Origin of the sequence: Aliiroseovarius sp. PrR006 (assembly GCF_010500215.1) — a bacterium.
In the GTDB taxonomy this organism is placed as follows: Bacteria; Pseudomonadota; Alphaproteobacteria; order Rhodobacterales; family Rhodobacteraceae; genus Aliiroseovarius.
The window spans coordinates 477574-504050 of record NZ_JAAGOY010000004.1; the positions used below are offsets into that span (position 1 = coordinate 477574).

Below are 26477 nucleotides of genomic sequence, written 5' to 3' on the forward strand. Positions count from 1 at the left end.
ACGCCCCCTTCAGGTCAGCCGCGGCGACGGGTCAACCAAGCGTCCAGACGCCCGGTGACTTCGGCTGCGATGTCTTCGTCTTCGATTTCTTCGATCGCATCGGCCAGAAAGGCCAGCACCAGCAGATCTGTCGCAATCGGCGTCGGGACACCGCGCGAGCGCAGATAGAACAGAGCTTCTTCGTCGATCGCACCCGTAGTCGAGCCGTGCGAACAGATCACATCATCAGCGTAAATCTCAAGCTCGGGCTTGGCTTGGAAGCTTGCATCGTCATCAAGCAAAAGCGACTGAGACTTCTGATACCCGTCCGTCTTCTGTGCATCGGGCTTCACAAGGATCTTGCCTTGGAATACGCCTTTAGCGCCGTTCTTCAGCACTTTCTTGAACACCTGACGGCTTTCACAGGCCACCGCATCATGGGTGATGAACACGGTGTCGTCGTGATGGAATTCGTTCTCTGCCCCATCTCCAAGCGCGGCACCTGCGATATGCGCCACAGCATCGTCGCCGATGATATCAATTACGCATTCATTTCGGGTCAGCTTGCCGTTCACCGTCATGGTGAAGCTTTTGAAGGTCGCTTCTGCGTCCACGCGAGCGAAGATATGGGTGATCGCTTGACGGTCATGGTCACGGCCCTGGGCACGGACGTGGTGGAATTCGGCACCCTTGGCCACGTCCACTTCGGTCACTTGGTTGAAGCGGGCAGCAGCAGCGCCGTTTTCCAAGAGTGTCAGGGTCGCGCCCTCTTCCACCTTGATCACGTGGTGCAGGATCACGTCCGAGGCACTGTCTTCGTGGCGATAGATCAGCGAAACCGGGCGCGTCGGCTTACCGGTCACGCGGACAACCACACCGTCGGTGGCCATCGCCGAGTTATAGACAGCGAGCGGACTCTGTACCGGAGTCTGGCCCGCAGTTTCGAGAACACCATACAGGTCTTTAGCCCAATGGATGTCTTTCTCAGAAGCGGTCGAAAGGCGTTCGATTTCAAGCCCTTCACCTTCCAGGTCGTCCGAGGCATCCGCATCGAATACGCCATCCACGAAGACCAGCTTCAGGCGGTCAATCTCGTGGAACACCAGCGGTTCGCCTTGGTTGTCAAAGACTTCTGCCGTGGCTGGCGCGGCCGAAATCAGGCTATCTGGACGGGTCCATTTCCAATACTCGTCCCGGCGCGTGGGCAGACCCATCGCAGCCAGACGGCTGGCTGCATCTGTACGTGCCTCCGCCGCCCAAGCACCCGAGGCCGGACGCGCATCGGCGCTGATCTGACCCGCCTGCGTTTTCACAGCGGTGCTCATGCGTCGATCTCCGCCAGAATGTCGGCATAGCCGTTGTTTTCAACTTCCAGCGCCAGCTCGGGACCGCCTGACTTCACAATGCGGCCAGCGGCCATAATGTGCACCACGTCCGGTTTGATGTGGTCCAGCAGACGCTGATAGTGGGTGATCACAAGGAACGAGCGGCCTTCATCGCGCAGCGCGTTCACGCCTTCCGACACCAGCTTCATCGCATCCACGTCCAGACCCGAATCCGTTTCGTCCAAGATGCACATCTTGGGCTCCAGCATCGCCATCTGCAGGATCTCGTTGCGCTTCTTTTCACCACCCGAGAAGCCCACGTTTACTGGGCGCTTCAGCATATCCGCGTCGATCTTCAGATCTTTTGCCTTGGCGCGGACGAATTTCAGGAAGTCAGCAGCCGACATTTCCTCTTCCCCGCGCGCTTTGCGCTGTGCGTTCACGGCGGTGCGCAGGAAGGTCATGTTGCCCACGCCGGGGATCTCGACAGGGTATTGAAAGGCCAGAAACAGACCAGCTGCAGCGCGCTCTTCTGGCTCCATGTCTAGCAGCTCTTCACCGTCCAGCGTGGCGTCGCCTTCTGTCACCTCATAGCCGTCACGTCCCGACAGCACGTAAGACAAAGTCGACTTACCCGAGCCGTTCGGCCCCATGATCGCATGCACTTTGCCAGCCGGCACTTCCAGATCCACGCCCTTGAGGATGCGCTTATCCTCTTCTTCAAGTTTGACGTGCAGGTTATTGATTTTCAGCATCTTTATCGTCCTTCAAGACCATCGCCAGCATCGTGGCGGTCAAATATCTTCGGTCGGGGGTTAGCCCACAGACCCTTCAAGCGAGATCGCCACAAGCTGTTGGGCTTCCATCGCAAATTCCATCGGCAGGGCTTGCAGCACTTCCTTGGCGAAGCCGTTGACGATCAGGGCCACGGCCTCTTCTTCGTCCATGCCCCGCTGGCGGCAATAGAACATCTGTTCCTCGTCCACCTTCGATGTCGTTGCTTCGTGCTCGACCCGCGACGAGTTGTTCTTCACCTCGATATAGGGAACCGTGTGCGCCCCGCATTTGTCACCGATCAGCAAGCTGTCGCACTGCGTATAGTTGCGCGAGTTTTTGGCTTTCGGGTGCATCGACACCAGACCACGATAGGTATTCTGCGCCTTGCCTGCCGAGATCCCCTTGGACACGATGCGCGATTTGGTATCGCGGCCCAGATGCACCATTTTGGTGCCGGTGTCGGCCTGCTGATAGTTGTTGGTGATCGCGATCGAATAGAACTCGCCCTGGCTTTCGGCCCCGCGGAGGATGCAGGACGGGTATTTCCACGTCACAGCGGATCCGGTTTCCACTTGCGTCCACATCACTTTCGAACGATCCCCGCGGCAATCCGCACGTTTGGTCACGAAGTTATAGATGCCGCCCTTGCCTTCTTCATCCCCGGGGAACCAGTTCTGAACGGTCGAGTATTTCACCTCGGCATCTTCTTCGATGATGATCTCAACCACTGCGGCGTGAAGCTGGGCGGTGTCGCGTTGCGGCGCAGTACAGCCTTCCAAGTAGCTGACATAGCTGCCTTTATCGGCGATGATCAGCGTACGCTCGAACTGGCCGGTGTTTTCCGCGTTGATGCGGAAATAGGTCGACAGTTCCATCGGGCAACGGGTATTGGGCGGGATATAGACGAACGACCCATCCGAGAACACGGCCGAGTTCAGCGTCGCATAATAGTTGTCCGAGACCGGTACCACCGAGCCCAGATACTTTTTCACCAGCTCAGGATGTTCTTTGATCGCTTCCGAGATCGAACAAAAAATAACGCCAGCCTTCTTCAGTTCGGCCTGAAAAGTCGTGCCAACTGAAACCGAGTCAAACACTGCGTCCACAGCGACCTTGCGGCCTTCTGCGGGCATATCCTCGGCGCCTTCGACGCCCGCTAGGATCATCTGCTCTTTCAGCGGGATGCCCAGTTTTTCATAGGTGGCCAGCAGCTTGGGGTCGACCTCGTCCAGCGACTTGGGCTTCTCTTCCATCGATTTCGGACGGGCATAGTAATACTGGTCCTGAAAATCGATTTCCGGATAGTTCAAAAGCGCCCAGCTGGGCTCTTCCAGCTTTTCCCAACGCGCGAACGCTTCAAGACGCCATTCGGTCATCCATTCGGGTTCGTCGTTTTTCTCGGAAATCAGCCGGACGATATCGGGGTTCACGCCTTTGGGGGCGTATTCCATCTCGATCTCGGTTTCCCAGCCGTATTTATAGGCCCCGGCAAGCGATTTCACCGCTTCTACGGTTTCCTCTTCAACGCCTTCTTTGGCGATCAGTTCATCCACACCGGCCACTTTTTATCCTTTCAATCCGCAGGGGATCAGCGTCCCCGCGCGCGGAATTTCTCATGTTCGCGAAGCCAAGCCTGTGCAAAGGCTCGGACCTCATCCTCACTCGTCGTGGGGCCAAGCGAGACGCGCAAAGCGCATCCCGCGTGATCCCGGTCAAATCCCATTGCCGCCAAGGCAGCGCTGGTTTTTACCTTCCCAGATGAACAGGCCGAGCCCGCGGAAACCGCAAATCCGGCCAGGTCCATCACCATCACCTGCGTCTCACCTTTCCAGCCCGGAGTGATGAAACACGATGTGTTGGGAAGCCTGTTCGCGTCTTTCCCGACAAAAATAGTCTTATTCGCCGATTCCGCAATGGTGTTTTCTAGAATCTTTCTAAGTTTCTCGACCTTCGACCAGGTTCCGGCTTCCAATTCTTTCTGTGCAGCGGTGGCCGCAGCGGCAAACCCGGCAATCCCGATGACATTTTCGGTTCCGGACCGACGCCCCATTTCCTGCCCGCCCCCTTTGATCCGCGCCTCGATATCGGTACCGCGCTTTACGATCAGCGCCCCCACGCCCTTGGGGCCACCAAGTTTGTGGGCCGAAACGATCGCCATATCGGCACCGCACCAGTTGAAAGCAAAGGGGATCTTTCCGAAAGCCTGCGTGGCATCGGTCATCATGAGCCCCTCGGGCAGTTTCTGAATGATGCCAGTTTCGGAATTGGCCAGTTGCAAAGTGCTTTGCGCCGTATCCGGAACATGGACTGCGCCCTGCTCGTCGATCACCAAGTCTTCCTGACACCAAGACCGCACCGCATCATGCTCGATCCCAGCACAGGACAGGCCACGCCCCGCCAAAGCCAGTGCTGCGGCTTCGGTCGCAGATGAGGTGAAAATGATATCCGCCCCCTCAGCCCCCAGCGCAGCCGCCAGATCCTTGCGTGCCCGTTCGATCAGCCCCTTGGCCGCACGACCTTCGGCATGGACCGAGGACGGATTGCCCACAAGTTCCATCGCCTCGATTATCGCGGCCTTGGCCTCGGCTCGTAAAGGCGTCGTGGCATTCCAATCCAGATACACACGGCTCACCGGCGCACTCCTTCGCATTTTCTTTTCATAAATATCCTCGCCGAAGGCCTAAAATCGCCGCGCAGCGGCCTAGTCCTCGTCCACCACCGAAAACAGCGTGGGCACAGCGGGGCATGGGGTCAGTTCGTTCTTCACCACATCCGACAGGCGGGTCTGGTGCAAGAAAACATAGACATGGGCCGACAAGCCTTCCCACAACCGGTTGGTCATGGATTGCGCGCGTGAACCCGAGGACGCGCCGGATGCGCCCGCGCCCTTGTGCATGGCCGATACGGTTTCATCTACAGCTTCCAGCACCTCGGACACACGAATTTCCGACGCTGAACGCGCCAGCTTGTATCCTCCGCCAGGTCCGCGGACACTATCAACCAAACCAGCGCGCCGCAGTTTTACGAAAAGCTGTTCCAGATAGGGAAGCGAAATATCCTGCCGCTTGGCAAGATCGGTCAGTGACAGAAGAGCGCCATCGTCCTGCATTGCAAGATCCGCCAGCGCAACCATTGCATATCGACCTTTTGTGGACAGCTTCATACCGTTCCCCCTGCAAAAACATTGACCTTTTCGGCCCTGACCACTAGGTCACTTAGGACTGGTGAGAATGCGGCCATGCCGCGTCCGGATCACCAACTCCGTATTATGGTGCGGGCCAGCCAGCGTCAAGAAAACCGGTTTTCAGACAGCTGCTGCCCCAGACAAAAGAAAAAGAGGCCCAGACCAGATGCCCGAAGTGATTTTTGCAGGCCCCGAGGGCCGACTTGAAGGCCGCTATCACGCTCAGAAAGAAAAAGACGCCCCCATCGCCATCATCCTGCATCCGCATCCGCAATTCGGCGGCACGATGAACAACAAGGTCGTCTACAATCTGCACTATGCCTTCCACAACATGGGCTTCAACGTGCTGCGCTTCAACTTCCGCGGCGTGGGCCGCAGCCAGGGTGAATACGACCAAGGCGTGGGCGAGCTGTCGGACGCGGCCTCGGCCTTGGATTACCTGCAGTCGATGAACCAGAATGCCAAGCATTGCTGGGTGGCTGGCTTTTCGTTCGGGGCATGGATTGGCATGCAGCTTTTGATGCGCCGTCCTGAGATCACCGGCTTTGTCTCGGTCAGCCCGCCCGCGAACATGTACGACTTCAGCTTCCTGGCGCCCTGCCCCAGTTCGGGCCTGATCATCAACGGCACTGCCGACCGTGTCGCCCCACCGGCAGATACACACACGCTGGTCAACAAGCTGCACGAGCAGAAGGGCATCACCATCACCCATGAAGAAATTCAGGGCTCGGGTCACTTCTTTGAAGACGACCACATGGACACGATGATCACCCATGTAGACGAATATGTCCGCCGTCGCCTGACCGAGACCACACGCTGAGGCCAACATGGATCTGCTGGAACAAGTCGCCGACAAACTGGCTCAGGAAGTTCTAGAAGCCACTCGGCTGACAGGAAATGACGCATTGGTGGACGAAGTGAAGAAAACCATCGGTGCGTCTTCCACAACTTTGGAAGAAGCGTTTATGACCGCGGTGCGCATCCGTCGGGCTGAAGCACGCGGGCGTGATACCCTCCGACAGCTTCTGGAAAAAGAGATGTTGGACTGAAATCACCTCAGGCAATTCGCTTGGGGTTTTCCAAATCAAGATAAGATCGCAGAGCTTTCAACGTGGTAATTGAGACCACGTGCTTGCCCTTTCCGTTCGCCCATCCCCCAAATTTTTGCGAGATTTTTTGCTGCGACTAGGATCACCCGGTCGCATTTTGGACATATTCTGAACTCATTTGTGGCAATTTACGGATCTTTGTGTCAAAATGGCCATTATTTGACTAAAGTTTGTGTCTTTTTCGACCAACGAATTTTGTGAAGCAGTACTTTAAAGGGGTGAAAAATGCTTACACATAAGACAGCGCTGGCCGCGCTTGCAATGGCTGGTGCGATGTGGGGGGGGTCCACACAGATCGCACAAGCAAAGCAATACTGTACTGTATCGACAGCGAGGCTGTCGCTGGATACTGACGTTCTTTGCAAATGCGAAGTCGTGACCAGGCAGATGCTTCGGTATATCCATAGACAGGATGAATTCCTGAATGTTCTCGCGGATGTTACTCAAGAATGTCCGGCGTTCGCAGATGCATTGAATGCGCTGCCAACCGCAACGACGATACCCGGCGATGGACCCGGTGACGGTCCTGGCGATGGGCCCGGTGACGGTCCTAGCGATGGACCCGGTGACGGTCCTGGCGATGGGCCCGGTGACGGTCCTGGCGATGGGCCCGGTGATGGCCCTGGCGATGGACCCGGTGACGGTCCTGGCGATGGGCCCGGTGACGGTCCTGGCGATGGGCCCGGTGACGGTCCTGGCGATGGGCCCGGTGACGGTCCCGGCGATGGGCCCGGTGACGGTCCTGGCGATGGACCCGGTGACGGTCCCGGCGATGGGCCCGGTGACGGTCCTGGCGATGGGCCCGGTGGTGGTCGAGGCGGCCCGCAGGGGAATAATGGCTTCGGCACCGGCGGTGGCGATGGTGTGCCCGGTAAATCGGACAAGCCCGACAACGACCGCTGATATCTTGAGCCCCTAATTAAGGGCGAAGAGAAGATCGTTGGAAAAACTTAGCCCGGCAAGAAGAGTTATCCTGCCGGGTTATTTCACTGAGATTCAGTTTAGGCTCGGTGTTTGCTGAAGCTGAATGCTGTTGGCGACGATCGATCCGGCGATAGTGACACTTAGGTCGCGTGTAACTTATGAATAGATTGCTGTTCCACAAACCGAGGCTGGCTTCAGCCCCGCTTACCCACCAGCGATGACGTTCACCCATCGCGACGGGCTACTGGGATCCTGCATCCGCAAGAAAAAATAGCGCGTGTCACGCCAATTCCGGATCGAATTTGTAACGTTGTCCAGAACCATGTCGCCTTTTTCCGTGCGCACAACCAGCACCGCATGTGGACGACGGCGTCTGTCCAGAACAGTTGCGATTAGCAGGCGCTGAGGATCAATCCCCTTGCTGATTAAGGCCCTTTTCTTCGCCAAGGCGTAATCTTCGCAATCACCACCGCGACTGGTGGGAATCGCCCAACGCTCGGCCTCGCCATATTGTTGACTGTCTTCAATTGCCCGGGTCGATCGATTGATTTGTGTATTTACCGCGCGCACAACTTTCATTTGCCCTTGCGTGACAGCGCCGTTTGACGATCCGCGCGCGCAAGCCCAGCTATAGGTGGAACACAGGCGTTGCGCACCCGGCGGGGCCGTTCCTAATCCGCGCGATTTCAGGAAATCGGGTCCGATGGCGCCCCCTTCCGTCGGCGCGGCAAAGCTTGCCAGCACCGCCAACAAAGCTGCGCCAATGATTTTACGTCCAAGTGCACGAATACTGCCCGGACCAGAGAGCGTGGTCATCCATAAACCTCCATCGATCGCAAACTTAAAGGCACAAACATTTACAATTTGTGTCTTTGGCGTCGGCGACCAAAGTTGCCCCCCTCAGGCAAGCTCGACCATGAACAGAACCAATGACCAAATCCAGTACTACATGCTCACTTACTGCAATATTTTAACGTGTGTGACAAAGCACACACCCTACGCCCGCGCGTATTTCCGCCGACCCTTTTTAAGCCGGAGAGCTCAGCGCGCACGGATCGCTGGGTGAAGTTTCACCAGCAACCCGCTGATCTTCATGTGAAAGGTTAGCCGAAATAGATTCCGTCGAACTTATTTTCCAAGTACGCCAACAGCGGCTCCACCGAGACAGGCTTGCCCGTAGCATGCTCAATCGTCGCGCGCGGCGTGCGCAAACTGCCATGCTGTTGCAGCTTGTCAGACAGCCAAGCCGTGGCTGCGGACGAATCCCCCTGCCCCAACTTCGCGTCCAGATCTGGCAGATCACTGCGCAGCGCGTCATAAAGACAGCCCGCATAGATGTTGCCAAGCGCGTAGGTCGGGAAATAGCCAAACAACCCGACGGACCAATGCACATCCTGCAACACGCCGTTCGACGCCTTGTCGACCTCGTATCCGAAATCAGCCGCGAACCGTTCGTTCCACGCGGTTTCCAGATCCGCGACGTCCAGTTGACCGCCAATCAGGCGACGTTCCAAGTCGAAGCGCAGCATGATGTGTAGGTTGTACTGCACCTCGTCCGCTTCGGTGCGGATGAAGCCCTTTTGAAGCCGGTTCACCATGCCATAAAACGCATCCGCATCGGTTGCCGGTGTTTTGCCAAACCGTTTCTCCATCTGGTCAAACAGCCAACCCGTGAACGCGCGCGAGCGGCCCAATTGGTTTTCATAGATGCGCGATTGGCTTTCATGCACACCCATCGACGCCCCACGCCCAATCGGCGTCAGCAAGTAAGCGTTGTCGATATTCTGCTCGTAGCAGGCGTGCCCGACCTCGTGGATCGTCGAATAGAAGCAATTGAACGGATCTTCTTCCGAGGTCCGCGTGGTGATGCGCACATCCAGGCCCGAGCCCGAGCTGAACGGATGCACCGCCTTGTCGATCCGCCCATGCTTCAGATCATAGCCAAAGCTCTTTGCAAGCTTGGTTGACAGCTTCAACTGCTTCTTCTCAGCCCAGTTCCCCACAAGAACTTCAGGCTGGTTGGGCGCCCCAAGTGCTTTGTCGCGCAAGGTCACCAGACGCGGACGCATCGCGTCGAACAAAGTTTGGATATCGCCCCCTGTGATGCCGGGCTCGTAGTCATCCAGCAGCGCATCATAAAGATCACCGCCATCTGCCAGCGCGCTGGCTTCCTCGCGACGCAGATTCACCACTTCTTCCAGAACCGGCTTGAAAGCGGCGAAATCATCCGCCGCCCGTGCTTCGGCCCATTTGCCCTGCGCGGCCGAGGTCACACGGGCCAGTTCTGCCGCAAGCGCCACAGGTACTTTCGCGGCGCGGTCGCGTGCCCGGCGGATCTCACGGATCTGAGCACGTCCAGCGTCGTCCAGAGCGCTTTCGTCGACAGCTTCGAGCCACTCTCCCACACGCGGGTCATTGCGGCGGGCATGGAGGATCTTCTCCATCGCCGCCATTTCCTCGGCCCGCTGCGGCCCTGCCCCGTCAGGCATCACCGTTTCCTGGTCCCAGCCCAAACGGCCCGCGACTTCGCCCAAGGCTTGGGTGTCGCGGGCAAATTCCATCAGATGGTCAAATGCGCTCATGTATCAGCTCCGAATGCTTTGTTCGGTGGGATAGCCCGCAAGGAACCGGGCGTTCAGGACCAATACCCACACCAGCATCGCGCCGATCTGGTGGGTGATGGCCACATGTAAAGGCGAGGCCTGAAGGACAGTTACAATGCCCAGCACCGCCTGCGCTCCGACCATCGAACAGGCCAAGGTAAAGCCCGTACGCACCATCTGGTTGCCCGACTTGCGCGAGACGCGCCAGACGACAATCGCAAAGATTACAAGCACATAGCCCACCATGCGGTGCATGAACTGAACAAGACCGGCATTTTCAAAGAAGTTGCGCCAGATGGGCGTGATATCGAAGGCCTCGGGTGGGAAGAACTGATCGCCCATCCACGGCCAATCGACGAAGGACCGACCCGCGTCGATGCCCGCCACCAAAGCACCCAGCAGGATTTGCAGGAACGCCAGATGCAACAGCCCCGTGCCCATGCCAAAAAGCTTGCGCTCGCGCAGACGGCGCGCCGCCATCAGGCTGGCCTCTTTCCGGCCCAGAAGCAGCATATACCATGCAATGAAGCCCAAGATCACGAAGGCCAATCCTAGATGCACCGCCAAACGGTACGAGGCCACGTCGACGCGGTCCCCCGTCAGACCCGATGACACCATCCACCAGCCAATAGCCCCCTGCAGCCCGCCAAGCGCGCCCAGAAGCAACAACCGCCCTGTCCAACCGTTGGGGATCTTACGGGCTGCCAGAAAGCCAAAAAAGCCAATCGCCCAAACCAAACCAATGAAGCGACCCAACTGACGGTGACCCCACTCCCACCAATAGATCGATTTGAACGCTTCAAGATCCATGTGGCTGTTCTGCAGTTTGAATTCAGGAATTTCCTGATACTTGGCGAACTCGTCCTCCCACGCGGCCTGATCCATCGGCGGCATCGCCCCGGTAAAGGGTGCCCATTCGGTGATCGACAGACCAGAATCGGTCAGGCGCGTCAAACCGCCCACGACGACCATGATGGCCACCAAAGCAAACAGAAGCATCAGCCACAGTCGGACTGCCCCACGCGCGCCGCCACCGCCCGACCCACGCTCGATCGCGCCGGTCTTGGGGGTGTCGCGCACCTCTTCTTTGGTGTCGCTGACTTCCTCGAAAATGCTGCGGGGCTTGGACATCTGGATCTCCGTTTCGGGTTTGCGCGATAATGGCCTCAGCCGCCCGGAATGCCAAGGGGCCAAAACCCGGGAATTGACGCAAAAAATCGCCCGCAGATCACCTGAAACGCCCCCTTTTGGTTGCCCCCAGATCGGGCGTTCTGCTAAGGTGGCGTGACCTATATATAGTGTGAAACGCACAAAAACGGCGGACAACGTGACAGATACCCCTGATACCCCGGAAAACATGGACGATAGCCCCGAGCGCCCCGTCTATGACGGCCCCCAGATTTCCATCGAAGAGGAAATGAAAAGCTCGTATCTCGACTATGCGATGAGCGTAATCGTGAGCCGCGCCATCCCGGATCTGCGCGACGGTCTGAAGCCAGTGCACCGCCGCATTCTGTATGCGATGTATGAAACCAACAATGGTCACGACAAGCCCTATCGCAAGTCGGCCCGACCGGTTGGCGACACGATGGGTAAGTATCACCCACACGGTGACTCGGCCATCTATGACGCGCTTGTGCGTATGGCGCAGCCGTTTTCCATGTCGCTGCCGCTTCTGGATGGTCAGGGTAACTTTGGCTCGATGGACGGGGACAACCCGGCGGCCATGCGTTATACCGAAGTCCGGATGGACAAGCCCGCCTCTTCGCTGCTGGCCGACATTGAAAAAGACACGGTTAACTTTCAAGACAACTATGACGGCAAAGACCTTGAGCCGACCGTCCTACCCGCCCGTTTCCCCAACATGCTGGTTAATGGCGCGGGTGGTATTGCGGTGGGTATGGCCACGAACATTCCGCCCCACAATCTGGGCGAAGTGATCGACGGCACCTTGGCGCTGATCGAAAACCCGGACCTGACCTCGGAAGGGTTGATGGACTACATCCCCGGCCCCGATTTCCCGACGGGCGGGATCATGCTGGGCCGTTCCGGTGCGCAAAAAGCCTATCTGGAAGGCCGTGGCAGCGTCATCATGCGTGCCAAGACGCGGATCGAAGAAATTCGTAAAGACCGCTATGCGATCGTGTTGGATGAGATCCCCTATCAGGTAAACAAAGCCACGCTGGTCGAGCGCATCGCCGAGGGTGTACGCGACAAAAAGCTTGAGGGCATTTCGTCTGTGCAGGATGAAAGCGACCGGATTGGGGTTCGTGTTGTCGTCGAGCTGAAGCGCGACGCGACGCCCGAAGTTGTCCTGAACCAATTGTTCCGTCATACGCAGATGCAGACCTCGTTTGGGTGCAACATGCTTGCGCTGAACGGTGGTCGCCCTGAACAACTTACCTTGCGCGATTTCCTGAGCTATTTCATCACCTTCCGAGAGGAGGTTGTGACACGACGCACGGCCTATGACCTGCGCAAAGCGCGCGAACGCAGCCATGTCCTGTGTGGTTTGGCAGTTGCGGTTTCCAACGTAGACGAAGTCGTCGCGACGATCCGATCATCGGCAGACCCCGCAGACGCGCGCGCTAAGTTGATGGAACGCCGTTGGCCGGCCCATGACATCGCGGAATATATCCAGCTGATCGACGATCCGACCCATAAGATGAACGAGGACGGCACCTATAACCTCTCTGAGACGCAAGCTCGTGCCATTCTGGAACTGCGTCTGCAACGTCTGACCGCGATGGGCGTGAAAGAAGTTACGGACGAACTTCAAGAACTGGCTGCAAAGATCCGGGATTACTTGGATATTTTGCGTTCGCGAGAACGAATCATGTCGATCATCTCGGACGAGCTAAACGAGGTGAAAGACGCCTACGCCGTGCCCCGCCGCACCCAGATTGTGGACTGGTCGGGCGACATGGACGACGAGGACCTGATCGAGCGCGAGGATATGGTTGTCACCATCACCGCCTCGGGCTGGGCCAAGCGGACGCCGCTGGCAGACTTCCGCGCGCAGAAACGTGGCGGCAAGGGTCTGTCGGGCATGCAGACCAAGGACGAGGATGTCATCACCACCCTCTTCGTGGCCAACACCCACACGCAGCTACTGTTCTTCACCGATGACGGCATGGCGTATAAGCTGAAAACCTGGCGACTGCCTCAGGGCGGCCGTACCGCCAAGGGCAAGCCGCTGGTGAACATCCTGCCGATCCCGACCGGTGTGTCGATCGCCGCCATTCTGCCCGTGGATCGGGACGAAAAAGAATGGGACGATCTGCAGATTGTCTTTGCCACATCGAAAGGTTCGGTCCGTCGCAACCGCCTATCGGATTTCACCAATGTGATGCGCAACGGCAAGATCGCGATGAAATTCGAAGGCGACGATGAAGGCACCCGCCTGATCAACGCCCGCATCTGCGACGAAAACGACGACGTGATGCTGGTGACGTCCGGCGGGCGGGCTATCCGCTTCCCGGTCACGGACGTGCGCGTTTTCAACTCGCGCTCGTCGACAGGTGTACGCGGCATCAAGCTTGTGAATGCCGGGGACGAAGTCGTTTCGGCCTCGGTCATTCGCCACTTCGACGCCACCCCGGACGAACGTGGGGCCTTTATCAAGCGCTTCCGTGGCGAATTTGGCAGTGATTCCGATGAGGACACGGGCGAAGAGGTCTCGGGCGATCTGGCCGAAGATCGCTATCAAGGCATGCTGGCCGCCAATGACCTGCTGGTCACGATCAACAAAGGCGGTATCGGCAACCTGACCTCGAGCCATGACTATCGTGTCAGCGGACGTGGTGGCCAGGGTGTAGCCGCCATGAAAGGCGGCGACATCGTTGCCTGCTTCCCGATCGAGATCGAAGACCAGATCATGCTGGCGACCTCAAAAGGTCAGTCGATCCGCTGCCCCGTGGACGGTATCAGCTTCCGCTCGCGCGGTGCTGGTGGCGTCAAGGTCTTCAACACTGGCAAAGGCGAAGAAGTCGTGTCGGTCGCACGGATTGTCGAAAACTCGGACGAAGACGAAGTGAATAGCGACGAAGGCTAACTTACCCCTTCTGCTCTTTCGAAAAGCCCGCCGATCCCTCTGATCTGGCGGGCTTTTTTCACATGCGAATGTGTCCAGTCTGCCACATCTTTTGCACCCTGAGTGCGGACCAATTCACCGCCTATTGTATAGCCACTCGAATCGTATCAATTGGGACGCGAGTAATTCGGAGATTATTATGAAAAACATTACCATCGCCCTGCCCGCATTAATGTTGAGCGCCGCGCCGCTTCTGGCTGAAACGAACTATATGTCCGGTGCGCTAAGCTATGACCGCTGGAGCATTGAAGACTTCTCGATCAGCGAGACGAGCGGTGCCGTCGGTTACGAAGGCACCAACGGCAAACTAACCTACGGGGTAGATCTGGACATCACCCGCTTGAGTGTGGATGGCAACAGCCTCACTTTGACCCACGGTGCGATCACTGCGGGCTACGCTTTTACGCAGAACTTCACGGTGCTTGGCAGCTATAGCAGAACTGGCTTTTCCGAGGGTCCGTCCGACGTTTTTGAAACGTATCTGGTGGGTGGCGAGTACCGCTTGAACGACTACACGTTCGGCCTGTCGGCCTCGCGATTCAGCTTTTTCGGAAACGACACCGATTTCGTGCAGGGCTTCGCCGAGTATAGCAATGGCGAATACATGGCCTATGCGTCGGTCGCACGCAGCTTTGAGGTTGATGAAAATGTCTATCTGCTTGGGTTTGAGCGTGAAACCGACCGCTATGAAGCATCTTTGGACTATATGCACATTGAAGGCTTCGACAGTGTCAGCCTGTCGGGCAAATACAACATCCGTCCGAACATGCGTATTCTCGCTGGTGTGAACTGGTTTGATTTCGGCCCGGGAGATATCACGCAGTATGAACTGGGCGCTGGTTATATGGTCGCACAGGACACCTGGTTCGATGTTGGCATCGGGCGCCTTGATTTCGGCCCGGACGCCATAAATCAGGTCAGCCTGTCGCTGACCTTCGAGACCGGCAAGCGTCGTCTGCGCACCACCGAGCGTAGCTTCGACCCGTTCGACCTGTATGACGGCATGCCGCTGCTCTTCTAAACCGGACGGCTTCCGAAAAGCCCGTCCTCTGCCCCGATGATCGGGGCTTGCATACTAACGCTCCTGCTGTCTTTCTTCATAGTCGGACAGCAGGAATTCCCATGACCCATTTCAAAAATCGCCTCGCCTTGATCAGCTTTCTGACCGACGACTATGACGCAGCCATCGCGTGGTTTCAGTCTGCGTTGGGTTTTGTGTTGCTGGAAGATACCAATATGGGCGGTGGCAAGCGCTGGGTTCGCATGGCCCCTCATCCTTCGGCTGAAACCGCCTTCCTGATTGCTAAAGCTGTTGGAAATCAGGCGGACAGCATCGGTCGCCAAGCAGGCGGTCGCGTTGGGCATTTTCTGTTTACCGATGACTTTGACGGAATGTACACGCGGATGCAGAAATTCGGAGTGACCTTCCGAGAATACCCTCGCCTTGAGCCCTATGGAAAAGTTGCGGTGTTCGAGGATCTCCACGGAAACCCATGGGACCTGATGCAGCCAAGCAATCCCTGATTTCCGCGCGGCCTTTAGCTGTAGTTTTGCGCCCTAAATCTGCCTTAAATTGTGCTTTAAGCTCAGTTTCGCCACGAAGTTTCATATTTTCGCCTCAATTGCCCATATATTGACTTCAACCCTAACGCGCTCACTAGGATCAAAGAACAACTCTACATTCGATCAGAGCACGGCTGACCAGTTGCCTTATTGCAATATGGAAATGCCTGTTCAGCTCTGAAGAAATTCCTTTCTGGTCCACCCCACCCCAAAGATCAGGAAGGACGTCCCCGATTTCCGGGGCGCGGGTGAATTTTCCCTCACCCGGAAAAGCCTGCCATTCCCCATGGCGGGCTTTTCTTTTTCCGGATGATACCCTATCTGCGGGGCATGACAGACAAGACTTTGCATATCGTCGGCGGCGGAATGGCCGGATCGGAAGCGGCCTGGCAGGCCTCGCACATGGGTGTGGACGTGGTTCTGCATGAGATGCGCCCACAGGTTGAGACATTCGCCCACCAAACCGGCGATTTCGCTGAAATGGTGTGCTCGAATTCCTTCCGCTCGGATGATGACGAACAAAACGCGGTGGGCCTTTTGCATTGGGAGATGCGCCAAGCGGACGGATTGATCATGACCACCGCTGATCAGCATCGTCTGCCCGCTGGCGGTGCTCTCGCTGTGGACCGCGATGCTTTCAGCGCTGCCGTCACCGAAAAGCTGCGCGCCCGCGACAACATCCGCGTGGAATATGGCGAAGTTTCGGACCTTCCCACAGATGGTACTTGGATTTTCGCAACAGGCCCTCTGACCTCGCCCGCACTCGGCGAAGCGATTGCCCGCGAAACCGGCGCCGAACGTCTGGCCTTCTTCGACGCCATCGCCCCCATCGTCTATGCCGACACGATTAATATGGACGTGGCTTGGGCGCAGTCCCGCTATGACAAGGGCGAGACCGAGGAAGAGCGCAAAGCCTATCTGAACTGCCCAATGACCAAGGACCAGTACGAAGCTTTCATCGACGCTCTTCTGGCCGCCGACAAAACCGAGTTCCACGAAGGCGAAACCGCCACCTACTTCGACGGCTGCTTGCCGATCGAGGTGATGGCCGAACGTGGCCGCGAGACGCTCCGTTTTGGCCCGATGAAACCCGTCGGCCTGACCAATGCGCATGACCCCGAGAACAAACCCTATGCGGTGGTACAGCTACGCCGTGACAACGCGCTTGGCACGCTGTTCAACATCGTGGGTTTCCAGACCAAGATGAAATACGGCGCACAGGCCGAGGTGTTCAAAACGATCCCGGGCCTTGAAGACGCTTCTTTCGCGCGTTTGGGCGGTATCCACCGCAACACGTTCATGAACTCGCCCACGCTTCTGGACGACCAGATGCGCCTGACATCCCGCCCGAACTTGCGTTTTGCTGGTCAGGTGACAGGCGTTGAAGGCTATGTGGAAAGTGCCGCAATGGGTCTGCTGGCCGGTCGTCTGGCCGCGGCTGAGATCCTGGGCCTCGACCTTCCCACCGTACCGCAAGACACCGCCATGGGCGCGCTGATCCACCACATCACCGGCGGGGCCGAGGCGAAAACTTTCCAACCGATGAACGTGAATTTCGGCCTGTTCCGCCCGGTCGACGGGCTGAAAGGCGGACGTCGCGGGCGCAAGGATCGCTACAAAGCATACACAGACCGCGCCAAGGCAGAATGGTCTGATTGGCTGTCGAACTTCTCGTAAAGGCTGCGCGCAAATGGCTGATTTCATAACCAGATTTGCGCCCAGCCCGACCGGCCCCCTGCATCTTGGTCACGCCTATTCCGCGCTTCTGGCGCATGACATGGCGCGCGCTGTCGGTGGAAAATTCCTGCTCCGGATCGAGGATATCGACAGCACCCGTTCTCGCACCAGTTGGGAAGAACAAATCTATGACGATCTGACATGGCTTGGCATCACATGGGACGACACGCCCGTGCGCCAGTCAGATCGATTGTTAGAATACAAGCAAGCGCTTCACACCCTGTGGGACCGTGGCTTACTCTACCCCTGCACCTGCACTCGACGCGATATTGCCGCTGCCGCCAGCGCACCGCAAGAAGGCACGGAGCCCGCCTATGGCCCCGATGGGCTGATCTATCCGGGCACCTGCCGCACAAAGACCGACAGCCGCGCGGCCTTTCCCGAGCACCAAGCCCTACGCTTGGACATACGAAAGGCGCTCGACGCAGTCGACCAATCCGAATTCTGCTACACCGAGCAATCGTCGGGAATAGATAAAACCCTCTGCATCCCCGCCCAAGACATGGTGAAAGACGTCGGAGACATCGTCCTCTCGCGCCGCGATTTCCTTGGCTCCTACCATCTGTCCGTCGTATTGGACGATGCATCCCAAGGCATTACCCATGTGGTGCGCGGCAAAGACATCCAGCCCGCAACACACATCCACATTCTGCTGCAGAGCCTCTTGGGCCTAACTACGCCCACCTATCACCACCACCGCTTGATCCGCGATGAGAACGGCAAACGCCTTGCCAAACGGGACGACGCGCGCGCCATCGCGACCTATCGCGCCGAAGGCAAAACACCGGGCGACATCCGCCACATGGTTGGGCTGTAAGCCCCTCTTTTCTTGCCAGAAATATCCTGCGGGGGTTCGGGGGTGCAAAACCCCCGGCGTGGCTCACGCCATCGGCGCCATCAACTCGACTTCTTCCCCATCGCGCACCGCCGTATAGAAACACGAGCGCCGATTGGTGTGGCAGGCAGCACCGGTTTGACGGATGCGCACCAACAAGCAATCTTTGTCACAATCAAACCGGAAATCCACCAGTTCCTGCACATGGCCCGACGTTTCGCCCTTGATCCAGAACGATTGACGCGAGCGCGACCAATAAGTGACCCGGCGTGTCTCAAGCGTTTTCTCCACCGCCTCGCGGTTCATCCACGCCATCATCAGGACCTCTCCGGTCTCGTCATCCTGTGCGATGGCCGGGATCAGGCCCTTGTCATCAAACTTCAGCTGGCTGGCATCAAACTTCATGGCCCGTCCTTTTCTTTCCGGTACTGCGCTTCTATGTAGAGCGGATGAACGCCCGACGAAAGGCCCGGACATGAGCGATACTGACCTGATCAAGCTTTATTCCAAGCAGATCCTGTCCTTGGCGGCGTCCATCCCGCACCAAGCCCCACTGGATGCGCCTCAGGGCGAGGCCAAAGTGCGCTCGCCGCTCTGTGGATCGACAGTGACCGCTGCCCTGACCCTTGAGGGCGAACAGATTTCAAGTTTCTCGCAAAACGTCAAAGCCTGCGCGCTGGGTCAGGCGTCCGCGTCGATCCTTGGTAAGGTCATCATCGGCTTGGATCGTCCAGCATTGGATCGTGGCCGTACCGAGCTGACCACAATGCTGAAAGACCAAGGCCCCGTCCCGGCGGCCCCCTTCGACGGCTACGAGGTGCTTCAGCCCGCGCGGGAATTCAAAAACCGCCACGCGTCGATCCTGTTGGCCTTTAACGCGGCCATCGAAGCGTTCGACGACGCAAAAGCCAACGCATAAAAAAACCGCCGCGCTCCTGGCAGGGAGGCGGCGGAAGTGGTGCGGTTTGGGTCATCCAAATAGCGTCGGGAAGAGGCAAACATTCCGACAGGCAGGTGACGGGCGGTACTCCGTCGAAGGCATCGTGAAGGCTTCGGGACAGAAGGCTTCGTTGGGACATGATGCTGGATCAGACCATCCGCAGGCAGAAACTGTATGGGATCAGATCATCCCGGGCAGATGCAGTGCACCCAGAAGCAATACAAGCAAGGAAATCGCCCCGAGCGTGTCCGAGACAATCGTGGTCGAGGACCGGGACAATGCGATTTTGACATCGTTCAACATGGGGTTACTCCTGCTCTCTGTCTGTGTGGGCAGCGTGTGTCACTGCGTCCGTGTTGCTATTTTGTTCGCATATTGAGAGCCGTTCTGTAAAGAACTTTTTAAGAACATTTGTGAACTTTTGAGAACAAAGGTGCTAACCCACTGAAATCAAACGGATCGCTTCATCCTGTCGCATGAGCCAAAGAAGAACACGCGCGGCGTGCCCCCGCGGCGTGCTTAGATCCGGGTCCTGCTGTAGCAACAGGCGCGCGTCTTTTTGCGCCACAGCCATCAACCCGGCCTGATGTTCCAAATCCGCGACCCAGAACCGCGGCAGGCCGGATTGCGCGGTGCCCAGAACATCCCCCGCCCCGCGCATTTCCAGATCAGCCTCAGAAATCACGAAGCCGTCTTCGGTATCACGCATCACCGACAGTCGCTTTTCACCGCCCTCTGTCAAAGGCGCCTGATACATCAACAAGCAGGTCGACGCCGCTTGCCCGCGCCCCACGCGTCCGCGCAATTGGTGCAGCTGCGCCAAACCGAAATGCTCGGCCCGTTCGATCACCATGATCGAGGCATTGGGAACGTCCACCCCCACCTCGATCACCGTGGTGGCGACCAGAAGTTTGGTCTTTCCTGCCACGAACTCCGCCATTGCAGCGTCTTTTTCACCGATAGGCATCTGACCATGCACCATGCCCACAACGCCTTCGCCCAGTTCGGCGCGTAGGTGCTTGAACCGTTCCTCGGCCGCGGTCATGTCCATGACCTCGCTTTCCTCGACCAAGGGGCAGACCCAATAGCATTGAGCCCCTTCCGCGATGGCCCCGCGAAGCCGTTCCACGACCTCATCCAGCCGTCCGGTGTTGATCAGCACTGTCTTGATCGGTTTGCGCCCCGGTGGTTTTTCGTCCAGCACCGAGACATCCATGTCGCCATATTGCGCTAGGGCCAAACTGCGCGGGATAGGTGTGGCGGTCATCACCAACACATCCGAGGCCGCGCCTTTCGCCCCCAACTCCATCCGCTGCGCCACACCAAAGCGGTGCTGTTCGTCCACGACGGCAAGACGAAGATCTTGAAATTCCACTTCTTTCTGGAACACCGCGTGCGTACCGACCAGAATGTGAATGTCACCAGCCTTGAGCGCCTCAAGTTTGCGCCGACGTTCGGCACCCTTGTCGCGCCCGGTCAGGATCTCGACCACGACGCCAGCTTCCTCGGCCAAGGGGCGCAGCCCTTCCAGATGCTGACGGGCCAGAATTTCCGTGGGGGCCATCATCACGCCCTGCCCGCCCGCCTCGACCGCAATGAGCAACGACAGCAGCGCGACCAAAGTCTTGCCCGCACCCACATCACCTTGCAGCAAGCGGTTCATGCGGGTGCCTGCGGCCATGTCGGCGGCGATCTCCTCGACCGCGCGGGATTGCGCGCCGGTGGGGGTATATGGAAGGGCGGACAGCACCTTGTCGCGCATAGTGCCGGTGCCGATACTGACCCGCCCCTTGCCACGGCGCACCGTCGCACGCGCCAATGCGAGCGTCAGTTGATGCGCAAAGAACTCGTCATAGGCCAACCGCCGCCGCGCTGGCGATTGCGGCGACAGGTCATCCGGACCGTCAGGTGTGTGGGCTGCACGTAATGCTTCGTGCCAGTCGGGCCAGTGCTCACGCTCTTTCAGCGCCGGATCAACCCATTCCTGCAACATCGGCAGGCGGGTCAGAATATCGCCCACGCCCTTGATCACCGTCTTGCCGGTCACGCCCGCTGTCAGACGATAAACAGGTTCAAAATCAGGGATCTGCCCAGCGTCACCCGGAGGCAGAATGAAATCAGGATGCACGATCTGCGCACGCCCGTCGAAATGTTCCACCTTGCCCGAGATCACACGTTTCGCGCCCACTGGAAGCTGCTGTTCCAGCCAGCGCGTATTGGCATGAAAAAACACCAGTTCAAACGTGGTCAGAGGGTCCGAGACCTCGACCCTATAGGGCGCGTTGCGCGACCGTCCGGGACGAAGCGGGCCGACCTCGACCTCGACAGTCGCCATATCACCCGGCTGTACTTCGGTGACCGACGCGCGGAATTTGCGGTCGATCCCCGCATGGGGCAACCAGAACAGCAGGTCACGCGGAAGGGTTATCCCAAGCGTTTCCATAGACTTAGCGGTCTTCGGCCCGATCCCACCCAGCGTTTCCAGCTTGGCGAACAGAGGGAACAGGATTTCGGGCCGGGTGGACATCAGGCGTCTCCGATCAGCTCAAGCCAGCCGTCTTCGTCGATGGTCTCGACCCCAAGATCGGCAGCCTTCTTGGCCTTCGATCCCGCGCCTGGTCCGGCCACCAGAAGGTCCGTTTTACCAGAGACTGATCCCGACACCTTCGCGCCCAGCGATTCCGCACGGGCCTTGGCCTCGGCACGGGTCATCTTTTCCAACGTGCCCGTGAAGACAACGACCTTGCCTGCAACGGGGCTGCCGTCTGTTTCCGGCGCTTCGACAGGTTGCACGTTCAGCTCTGCCACCAGACGATCAATCGAGGCACGCTCGCGCTCCTGCGCAAAAGCCGCGACCAGCGACCCGGCCATCACCGCGCCGACGCCGTCGATGGACACCAGATCGTCCCATTCTGGCGTGTCGGGCTTGGCGGCGGTCACGGCGGTCTCGAACGCGTCCCACGTGCCATAATGGCGCGCCAAAAGGTTGCCCGCGCTTTCGCCGACATGACGAATGCCAAGCGCAAAAATTACTTTATTCAAGGGCATTACACGACGATCTTCAATTGCTTGAAACAATTTCTCGGCGCTTTTCTCCCCCCAGCCATCACGGTTCTTCAGCCGCGCCAATTGGCCCGCATCGCGGGGTCTCAAGGTGAAAATATCGGCAGGTTCGCGGATCGGCAGGACCTCGTCGTGATAGAACATCTCGACCTGTTTGGCGCCCAGACCGTCAATGTCAAACGCCCCGCGCGAGACGAAATGCTTCAGTTTTTCAACGGCCTGCGCGGGGCAGATGATGCCGCCTGTGCACCGGCGCACCGCGTCGCCTTCGTCACGGATCGCATCCGACCCACATTCCGGGCAGACATCAGGGAATTCAAAGACCCGCGCATTCTCAGACCGCTTCGACAGATCCACATCCGAGATCTTGGGGATCACGTCACCGGCGCGATAGACCTCAACCCAGTCGCCGACACGGATGTCCTTGCCGCCCCGGATCTCGGCCCCGGTATTGTCGCGTCCAGCGATGTAGTCTTCGTTATGCAGCGTGGCGTTGGACACAACCACGCCCCCAACAGTCACAGGCGTCAGGCGCGCCACGGGCGACAGCGCCCCGGTGCGCCCGACCTGAATGTCGATAGCTTCCAGCCGCGTCCACGCCTTTTCCGCCGGGAACTTGTGCGCAATCGCCCAGCGTGGCGTGGTCGAGCGGAAGCCAAGCCGCGCCTGAAGCGCCAGATCGTCCACCTTGTAGACCACTCCGTCAATGTCATAGCCCAGCGTGGCGCGCTGCGCTTCGATGCTGCGATAGTGGGCCAGAAGGTCTTGAAGATCGGTAAATTTCTGGGTCAGCGGGTTGGTCTGAAAGCCGAGCGATGCCAGTCGTTCGACCGCGCCCATTTGGGTCTCGGCCAGCGGTGCAGACAACGCCCCCCAGGCGTAGGCGAAGAAATGCAGCGGACGATCCGCCGTGATCGAGGCGTCCAGTTGGCGCAATGACCCTGCCGCCGCGTTGCGCGGGTTGGCAAAGCTCTTGCCGCCGCGTGCGGTGTAGCGTGCGTTCAAGTCGGCGAAATCCTCGTGGGTCATATAGACTTCGCCCCGCACCTCTAACACCTCGGGGGCACCTTCAAGAACATGCGGTATGTCTTTGATTGTCAGCGCATTTTCGGTGACATTCTCGCCAACAGAGCCATCCCCACGGGTCACCGCATGGACCAGCTTTCCGTTCTCGTAACGGATCGACAGCGACAGCCCGTCAATCTTCGGCTCGGCCGTCAGGGCCAGCGGGGCATCATCGGCAAGCCCAAGAAACGAGCGGATGCGCCCCTCGAACTCTTCAACATCCTCGTCACTGAAGGCATTTCCCAGCGACAGCATCCGCACTTCATGCGCGATCTTGCCAAAGCCGTCCGAGGGCGCGGCCCCCACCTGATCCGAGGCGCTGTCGGCGTGCTTCAACTGCGGAAAGCGCGCCTCGATCTCGGCATTTCGGCGTTTGGCGGCGTCATAGTCCGCATCCGAAATCTCGGGCGTGTCCTTGCCGTGATAGGCCAGATTGGCAGCGGCCAGAAGCTCGGCTAAGCGGGCAAGTTCGTTCTTGGCCTGAGCTTCAGTCAGGTGTGTTACTGCGATTTGGCTAGGCGCGATCATCGGGGGTCGGCTACTTTCTAAATGGGTCACTTAGGAAAGTGATAGGCGCATCCGTTACAGCACGTCCAGCCCCAACCCGCCAGCCGGGTGGCCTAAGCCTCTGAAAATCCCGGCTTCACAGGACAACTAACAAGGCTAATTGACGTTAGGGCTATTGCCGATTTCACCCCAAGCACATAAGTTTTGCGCGAGCACGATACGGGAAGCCACCTTCATGAACGACTTGGACGACCATCACAGGCGCAAGTGGCGCCCTTTTACCGGTCTGCGCAACAACTTCCTTGCGGGTCTTGTGGTTGTGGTTCCCATCGCCATCACCATTTGGATGATCTGGACCTTCGTAGGTTGGATCGACAGCTGGGTTCTGCCCTTCGTGCCGACCGCTTATCAACCGGACGCACTGATTGACTGGCTGTTTGGCGACAGCGCATGGTTCAAGATGCTTTTTGGCGAAGACGTGCGCGTCAATGTGCGCGGGCTTGGCGTGGTGGTGTTTCTGATATTCACCGTTCTGGTGGGCTGGATCACCAAGGGCCTGATTGGCCGGTCGTTCCTGTCTTGGGGCGAAGGGCTGGTAGACCGCATGCCGGTCGTGCGTTCGCTCTATAACGGGTTGAAGCAGATCGCCGAGACAGTGTTCAGCCAGTCGACCGATACCAAGTTCGACAAGGCCTGTCTGGTGGAATATCCGCGCAAGGGGATTTGGGCGATAGCCTTCATCTCGACCAAGGCCAAGGGCGAAGTAGACAACCGAATTCCGGTGGACGAAGACATTATCTCGGTCTTTCTGCCGACCACACCGAACCCAACTTCGGGCTTTCTGCTGTTCGTGCCACGTCATTCGGTGATTGAACTGGACATGACGGTCGAGGATGCGGCCAAGCTGGTGATCTCGGCCGGGCTGGTCTATCCGAACTCCAAGGACCCCAGCCAATCCGTTGAGGTGGCTGAGGCCGAATGAGCATCGCCCCTGCCCTGACCGGATTTGCCACGGGGTTCTCACTGATCCTTGCGATCGGCGCACAGAACGCTTTTGTTCTGCGGCAAGGGCTGATGAAGCAGCATGTCTTCTGGTTGTGCCTGTTCTGTGCTGCCTCTGACGCATTCCTGATCGCTGCGGGCGTGGCGGGGTTCGGCGCCTTGGTCGAGGCCATGCCGTCCCTACCCACCGTCATGGCGCTGACCGGGGCTGCTTTCCTGATCATCTATGGACTGATGCGCTTCATGGCGGCGTGGAAAGGCAACTACGCGATGGAGATCGCCGGAAAATCACGCGGGCTGTGGCCCACGCTGGCCATCGCGGCAGCCTTCACTTGGGCCAACCCGCATGTCTATCTGGACACGCTAGGCCTGATCGGTGCGATTTCGACCTCTTATCCCGACTGGCCAACACGCATTACCTTTGGCACGGGGGCCGTGATTTCCAGCTTCGTCTTCTTCTTCTCGCTTGGCTATGGTGCCCGTTTCTTGGCCCCAGTCATGCAAAAACCCGCCTCGTGGCGGGGTCTTGACGTGATCATCGGTGCGGTGATGTGGGCGATCGCAGCCAAATTATTGCTGGGTGTCACAAACGGAACGCTTCACTAAGAAACGTCCCGTATCTTGACCGGTCCCGCGAATTACAGCGCCGTCCAGCCACCATCGACCGAGATCGTCGTGCCGGTGATCTGTGCGGCAGCATCCGAACACAGGAAGGTCGCCGTGCCGCCCATCTGTTCAACAGTGGCGAAATCCTTAGACGGCTGGCGCGCCAGCATCACTTCGCGCACAACTTGGTCGCGGTCCATGCCGTGGGTTTTCATCTGATCCGGGATCTGGCTTTCGACCAGCGGGGTCAGCACATAACCGGGACAAATCGCATTGGCGGTGATCGGATCCTCGGCCGTTTCCAGCGCCACAGTTTTGGTCAGCCCGACAACGCCGTGTTTCGCGGCGATATAAGCGGATTTATAGGGTGACGCGGTCAGCCCATGTGCCGACGCGATATTGATTACGCGGCCCCAGCCATTGGCGCGCATCTGCGGCACCGCGACAGCGGTGGTATGGAAGGCCGAACTGAGGTTGATGGCGATGATCGCGTTCCACTTGTCGATCGGGAAGTCCTCGACCGGGGCAACGTGCTGAATGCCCGCGTTGTTCACGAGGATGTCACAACGGCCAGCCTTCTCGACCAGGGCACGGCAATCCTCGGCCTTGGACATGTCTGCTTGCACATAGCGCGCGGACACGCCAAATTCTTTCGCAACCTCAGCCGCAATGGCGTGATCTTCTGCCGAATCGGTGAACGAGTTCAGAACGACATCCGCACCCGCGCGGGCCAATTCCCTAGCCACCCCAAGCCCGATGCCCGAGTTCGATCCGGTGATGACGGCTGTTTTACCTTCCAGTGACATGGTGATGGCCATATTTGGGCTCCTTATCCACAAGCATAATTCTGTTGCGGTGCAGCATAACGCAAGGAATCCAAGGCACCAGTGCTTTCACAACGTCACGAGACTTTGTGGAATCACCCGATTCTTCACTAAAGCTGCGACGCGCTTTGCGCGATCATCCCAACCCGGATTCGCCATAAAAAAAACGCCCGCACAAGGCGGGCGCAAAGTTATTGAGGCAGGTTTCATACAGGCAAGAAACCTATCGAGCAGTGAATTCTTTATAAGCGGTTAGACGCCTTTATCCAAGCTAAAAGTTTGAAAAGGCGGATTTCCACCTCTAGTGTTTCCCCAGATAAATCAGGGACGTGAAGGATTGT

General features: G+C 58.2%; 24 protein-coding genes. 11 read left to right on the top strand and 13 right to left on the bottom strand.

All coding sequences use genetic code 11. The annotated features are described in order from the left end of the window. Positions 1–14: 14 nt before the first annotated feature. The 5 genes from sufD to G0Q00_RS02450 all read right to left on the bottom strand — a co-directional run bounded on the left by sufD (position 15) and on the right by G0Q00_RS02450 (position 5244). Positions 15–1304: a Fe-S cluster assembly protein SufD gene (gene sufD, locus G0Q00_RS02430; RefSeq protein WP_163036043.1), complete on the bottom strand. Its 1290-nt coding sequence runs from the start codon at positions 1302–1304 to the stop codon at positions 15–17. After that, the gene (gene sufC, locus G0Q00_RS02435) at positions 1301–2059 is read right to left on the bottom strand and encodes a Fe-S cluster assembly ATPase SufC (RefSeq protein ID WP_163036045.1); all 759 of its coding nucleotides are present in this window, start codon (positions 2057–2059) and stop codon (positions 1301–1303) included. The genes sufD and sufC overlap by 4 nt, the downstream gene beginning before the upstream one ends. Before the next feature lie 60 nt (positions 2060–2119). Then, complete coding sequence (gene sufB / locus G0Q00_RS02440) at positions 2120–3643, bottom strand: Fe-S cluster assembly protein SufB (RefSeq protein ID WP_163036047.1); 1524 nt, start codon at positions 3641–3643, stop codon at positions 2120–2122. 26 nt (positions 3644–3669) lie between these two features. After that, on the bottom strand, positions 3670–4713 hold the full coding sequence (locus G0Q00_RS02445) for an aminotransferase class V-fold PLP-dependent enzyme (protein ID WP_163036049.1): 1044 nt from the start codon (positions 4711–4713) through the stop codon (positions 3670–3672). Positions 4714–4782: 69 nt separating this feature from the next. Continuing rightward, positions 4783–5244, bottom strand: a complete 462-nt coding sequence (locus G0Q00_RS02450) for an Rrf2 family transcriptional regulator (protein WP_163036051.1) — start codon at positions 5242–5244, stop codon at positions 4783–4785. Positions 5245–5431: 187 nt separating this feature from the next. On the opposite strand from G0Q00_RS02450, the gene G0Q00_RS02455 reads away from it, so the two are divergent. The 3 genes from G0Q00_RS02455 (at position 5432) to G0Q00_RS02465 (ending at position 7293) form a co-directional block, all read left to right on the top strand. After that, the gene (locus G0Q00_RS02455; protein WP_163036053.1) at positions 5432–6085 is read left to right on the top strand and encodes an alpha/beta hydrolase; all 654 of its coding nucleotides are present in this window, start codon (positions 5432–5434) and stop codon (positions 6083–6085) included. A gap of 7 nt (positions 6086–6092) precedes the next feature. Further along, the gene (locus G0Q00_RS02460; RefSeq protein WP_163036055.1) at positions 6093–6314 is read left to right on the top strand and encodes a hypothetical protein; all 222 of its coding nucleotides are present in this window, start codon (positions 6093–6095) and stop codon (positions 6312–6314) included. A gap of 568 nt (positions 6315–6882) precedes the next feature. Then, entirely contained in the window at positions 6883–7293 is a 411-nt protein-coding gene (locus G0Q00_RS02465; protein WP_163036057.1) for a hypothetical protein, read from the top strand. Between the two features lie 209 nt (positions 7294–7502). Here the strand turns inward: G0Q00_RS02465 and G0Q00_RS02470 are convergent, their stop codons facing one another. The 3 genes from G0Q00_RS02470 to ctaA all read right to left on the bottom strand — a co-directional run bounded on the left by G0Q00_RS02470 (position 7503) and on the right by ctaA (position 11032). Beyond that, positions 7503–8114, bottom strand: a complete 612-nt coding sequence (locus G0Q00_RS02470; RefSeq protein WP_163036059.1) for a transglutaminase-like cysteine peptidase — start codon at positions 8112–8114, stop codon at positions 7503–7505. Between the two features lie 287 nt (positions 8115–8401). Then, positions 8402–9880 (bottom strand): carboxypeptidase M32, encoded by a 1479-nt coding sequence (locus G0Q00_RS02475; protein ID WP_163036061.1) that lies wholly within the window; start codon positions 9878–9880, stop codon positions 8402–8404. 3 nt (positions 9881–9883) lie between these two features. Continuing rightward, positions 9884–11032, bottom strand: a complete 1149-nt coding sequence (gene ctaA, locus G0Q00_RS02480) for a heme A synthase (protein WP_163036063.1) — start codon at positions 11030–11032, stop codon at positions 9884–9886. 196 nt (positions 11033–11228) lie between these two features. Between ctaA and gyrA the strand changes: the two genes are divergently transcribed. The 5 genes from gyrA to gluQRS all read left to right on the top strand — a co-directional run bounded on the left by gyrA (position 11229) and on the right by gluQRS (position 18111). Then, positions 11229–13955, top strand: a complete 2727-nt coding sequence (gene gyrA, locus G0Q00_RS02485) for a DNA gyrase subunit A (RefSeq protein ID WP_370458521.1) — start codon at positions 11229–11231, stop codon at positions 13953–13955. A gap of 178 nt (positions 13956–14133) precedes the next feature. Further along, a complete protein-coding gene (locus G0Q00_RS02490) occupies positions 14134–15015 on the top strand; it encodes a hypothetical protein (protein WP_163036065.1) in 882 nt (293 codons plus the stop codon). Positions 15016–15116: 101 nt separating this feature from the next. Beyond that, positions 15117–15518, top strand: coding sequence for a VOC family protein (locus tag G0Q00_RS02495; protein ID WP_163036067.1), 402 nt, complete (start codon positions 15117–15119; stop codon positions 15516–15518). Positions 15519–15887: 369 nt separating this feature from the next. Further along, entirely contained in the window at positions 15888–17234 is a 1347-nt protein-coding gene (gene trmFO, locus G0Q00_RS02500; RefSeq protein ID WP_163036069.1) for a methylenetetrahydrofolate--tRNA-(uracil(54)-C(5))-methyltransferase (FADH(2)-oxidizing) TrmFO, read from the top strand. 13 nt (positions 17235–17247) lie between these two features. Next, positions 17248–18111, top strand: coding sequence for a tRNA glutamyl-Q(34) synthetase GluQRS (gene gluQRS, locus G0Q00_RS02505; protein ID WP_163036071.1), 864 nt, complete (start codon positions 17248–17250; stop codon positions 18109–18111). A 63-nt stretch (positions 18112–18174) separates the two neighbouring features. On the opposite strand, the gene hisI is transcribed toward gluQRS, so the two are convergent. Continuing rightward, on the bottom strand, positions 18175–18534 hold the full coding sequence (gene hisI, locus G0Q00_RS02510) for a phosphoribosyl-AMP cyclohydrolase (protein ID WP_163036073.1): 360 nt from the start codon (positions 18532–18534) through the stop codon (positions 18175–18177). A gap of 70 nt (positions 18535–18604) precedes the next feature. Here hisI and G0Q00_RS02515 point away from each other — a divergent pair, with 70 nt between their 5' ends. Continuing rightward, on the top strand, positions 18605–19048 hold the full coding sequence (locus tag G0Q00_RS02515) for an iron-sulfur cluster assembly scaffold protein (protein ID WP_163036075.1): 444 nt from the start codon (positions 18605–18607) through the stop codon (positions 19046–19048). A gap of 201 nt (positions 19049–19249) precedes the next feature. Here G0Q00_RS02515 and G0Q00_RS15945 read toward each other — a convergent pair whose 3' ends face one another. The 3 genes from G0Q00_RS15945 to ligA all read right to left on the bottom strand — a co-directional run bounded on the left by G0Q00_RS15945 (position 19250) and on the right by ligA (position 23725). Then, entirely contained in the window at positions 19250–19372 is a 123-nt protein-coding gene (locus tag G0Q00_RS15945; RefSeq protein WP_255464714.1) for a hypothetical protein, read from the bottom strand. 133 nt (positions 19373–19505) lie between these two features. Further along, positions 19506–21596, bottom strand: a complete 2091-nt coding sequence (gene recG, locus G0Q00_RS02520) for an ATP-dependent DNA helicase RecG (protein ID WP_163036077.1) — start codon at positions 21594–21596, stop codon at positions 19506–19508. After that, complete coding sequence (ligA, locus tag G0Q00_RS02525) at positions 21596–23725, bottom strand: NAD-dependent DNA ligase LigA (RefSeq protein WP_163036079.1); 2130 nt, start codon at positions 23723–23725, stop codon at positions 21596–21598. The genes recG and ligA overlap by 1 nt, the downstream gene beginning before the upstream one ends. A 214-nt stretch (positions 23726–23939) precedes the next feature. Between ligA and G0Q00_RS02530 the strand changes: the two genes are divergently transcribed. Both G0Q00_RS02530 and G0Q00_RS02535 read left to right on the top strand, forming a co-directional pair. Next, positions 23940–24686 (top strand): DUF502 domain-containing protein, encoded by a 747-nt coding sequence (locus G0Q00_RS02530; protein ID WP_163036081.1) that lies wholly within the window; start codon positions 23940–23942, stop codon positions 24684–24686. Further along, positions 24683–25312 carry a LysE/ArgO family amino acid transporter gene (locus G0Q00_RS02535; RefSeq protein ID WP_163036083.1) on the top strand — a complete coding sequence of 210 codons (630 nt, stop codon included), beginning with the start codon at positions 24683–24685 and terminating at the stop codon, positions 25310–25312. Before G0Q00_RS02530 ends, G0Q00_RS02535 begins: the two co-directional genes overlap by 4 nt. A gap of 32 nt (positions 25313–25344) precedes the next feature. On the opposite strand, the gene G0Q00_RS02540 is transcribed toward G0Q00_RS02535, so the two are convergent. Further along, a complete protein-coding gene (locus tag G0Q00_RS02540; RefSeq protein WP_163038253.1) occupies positions 25345–26118 on the bottom strand; it encodes a 3-hydroxybutyrate dehydrogenase in 774 nt (257 codons plus the stop codon). Positions 26119–26477 lie beyond the last annotated feature (359 nt).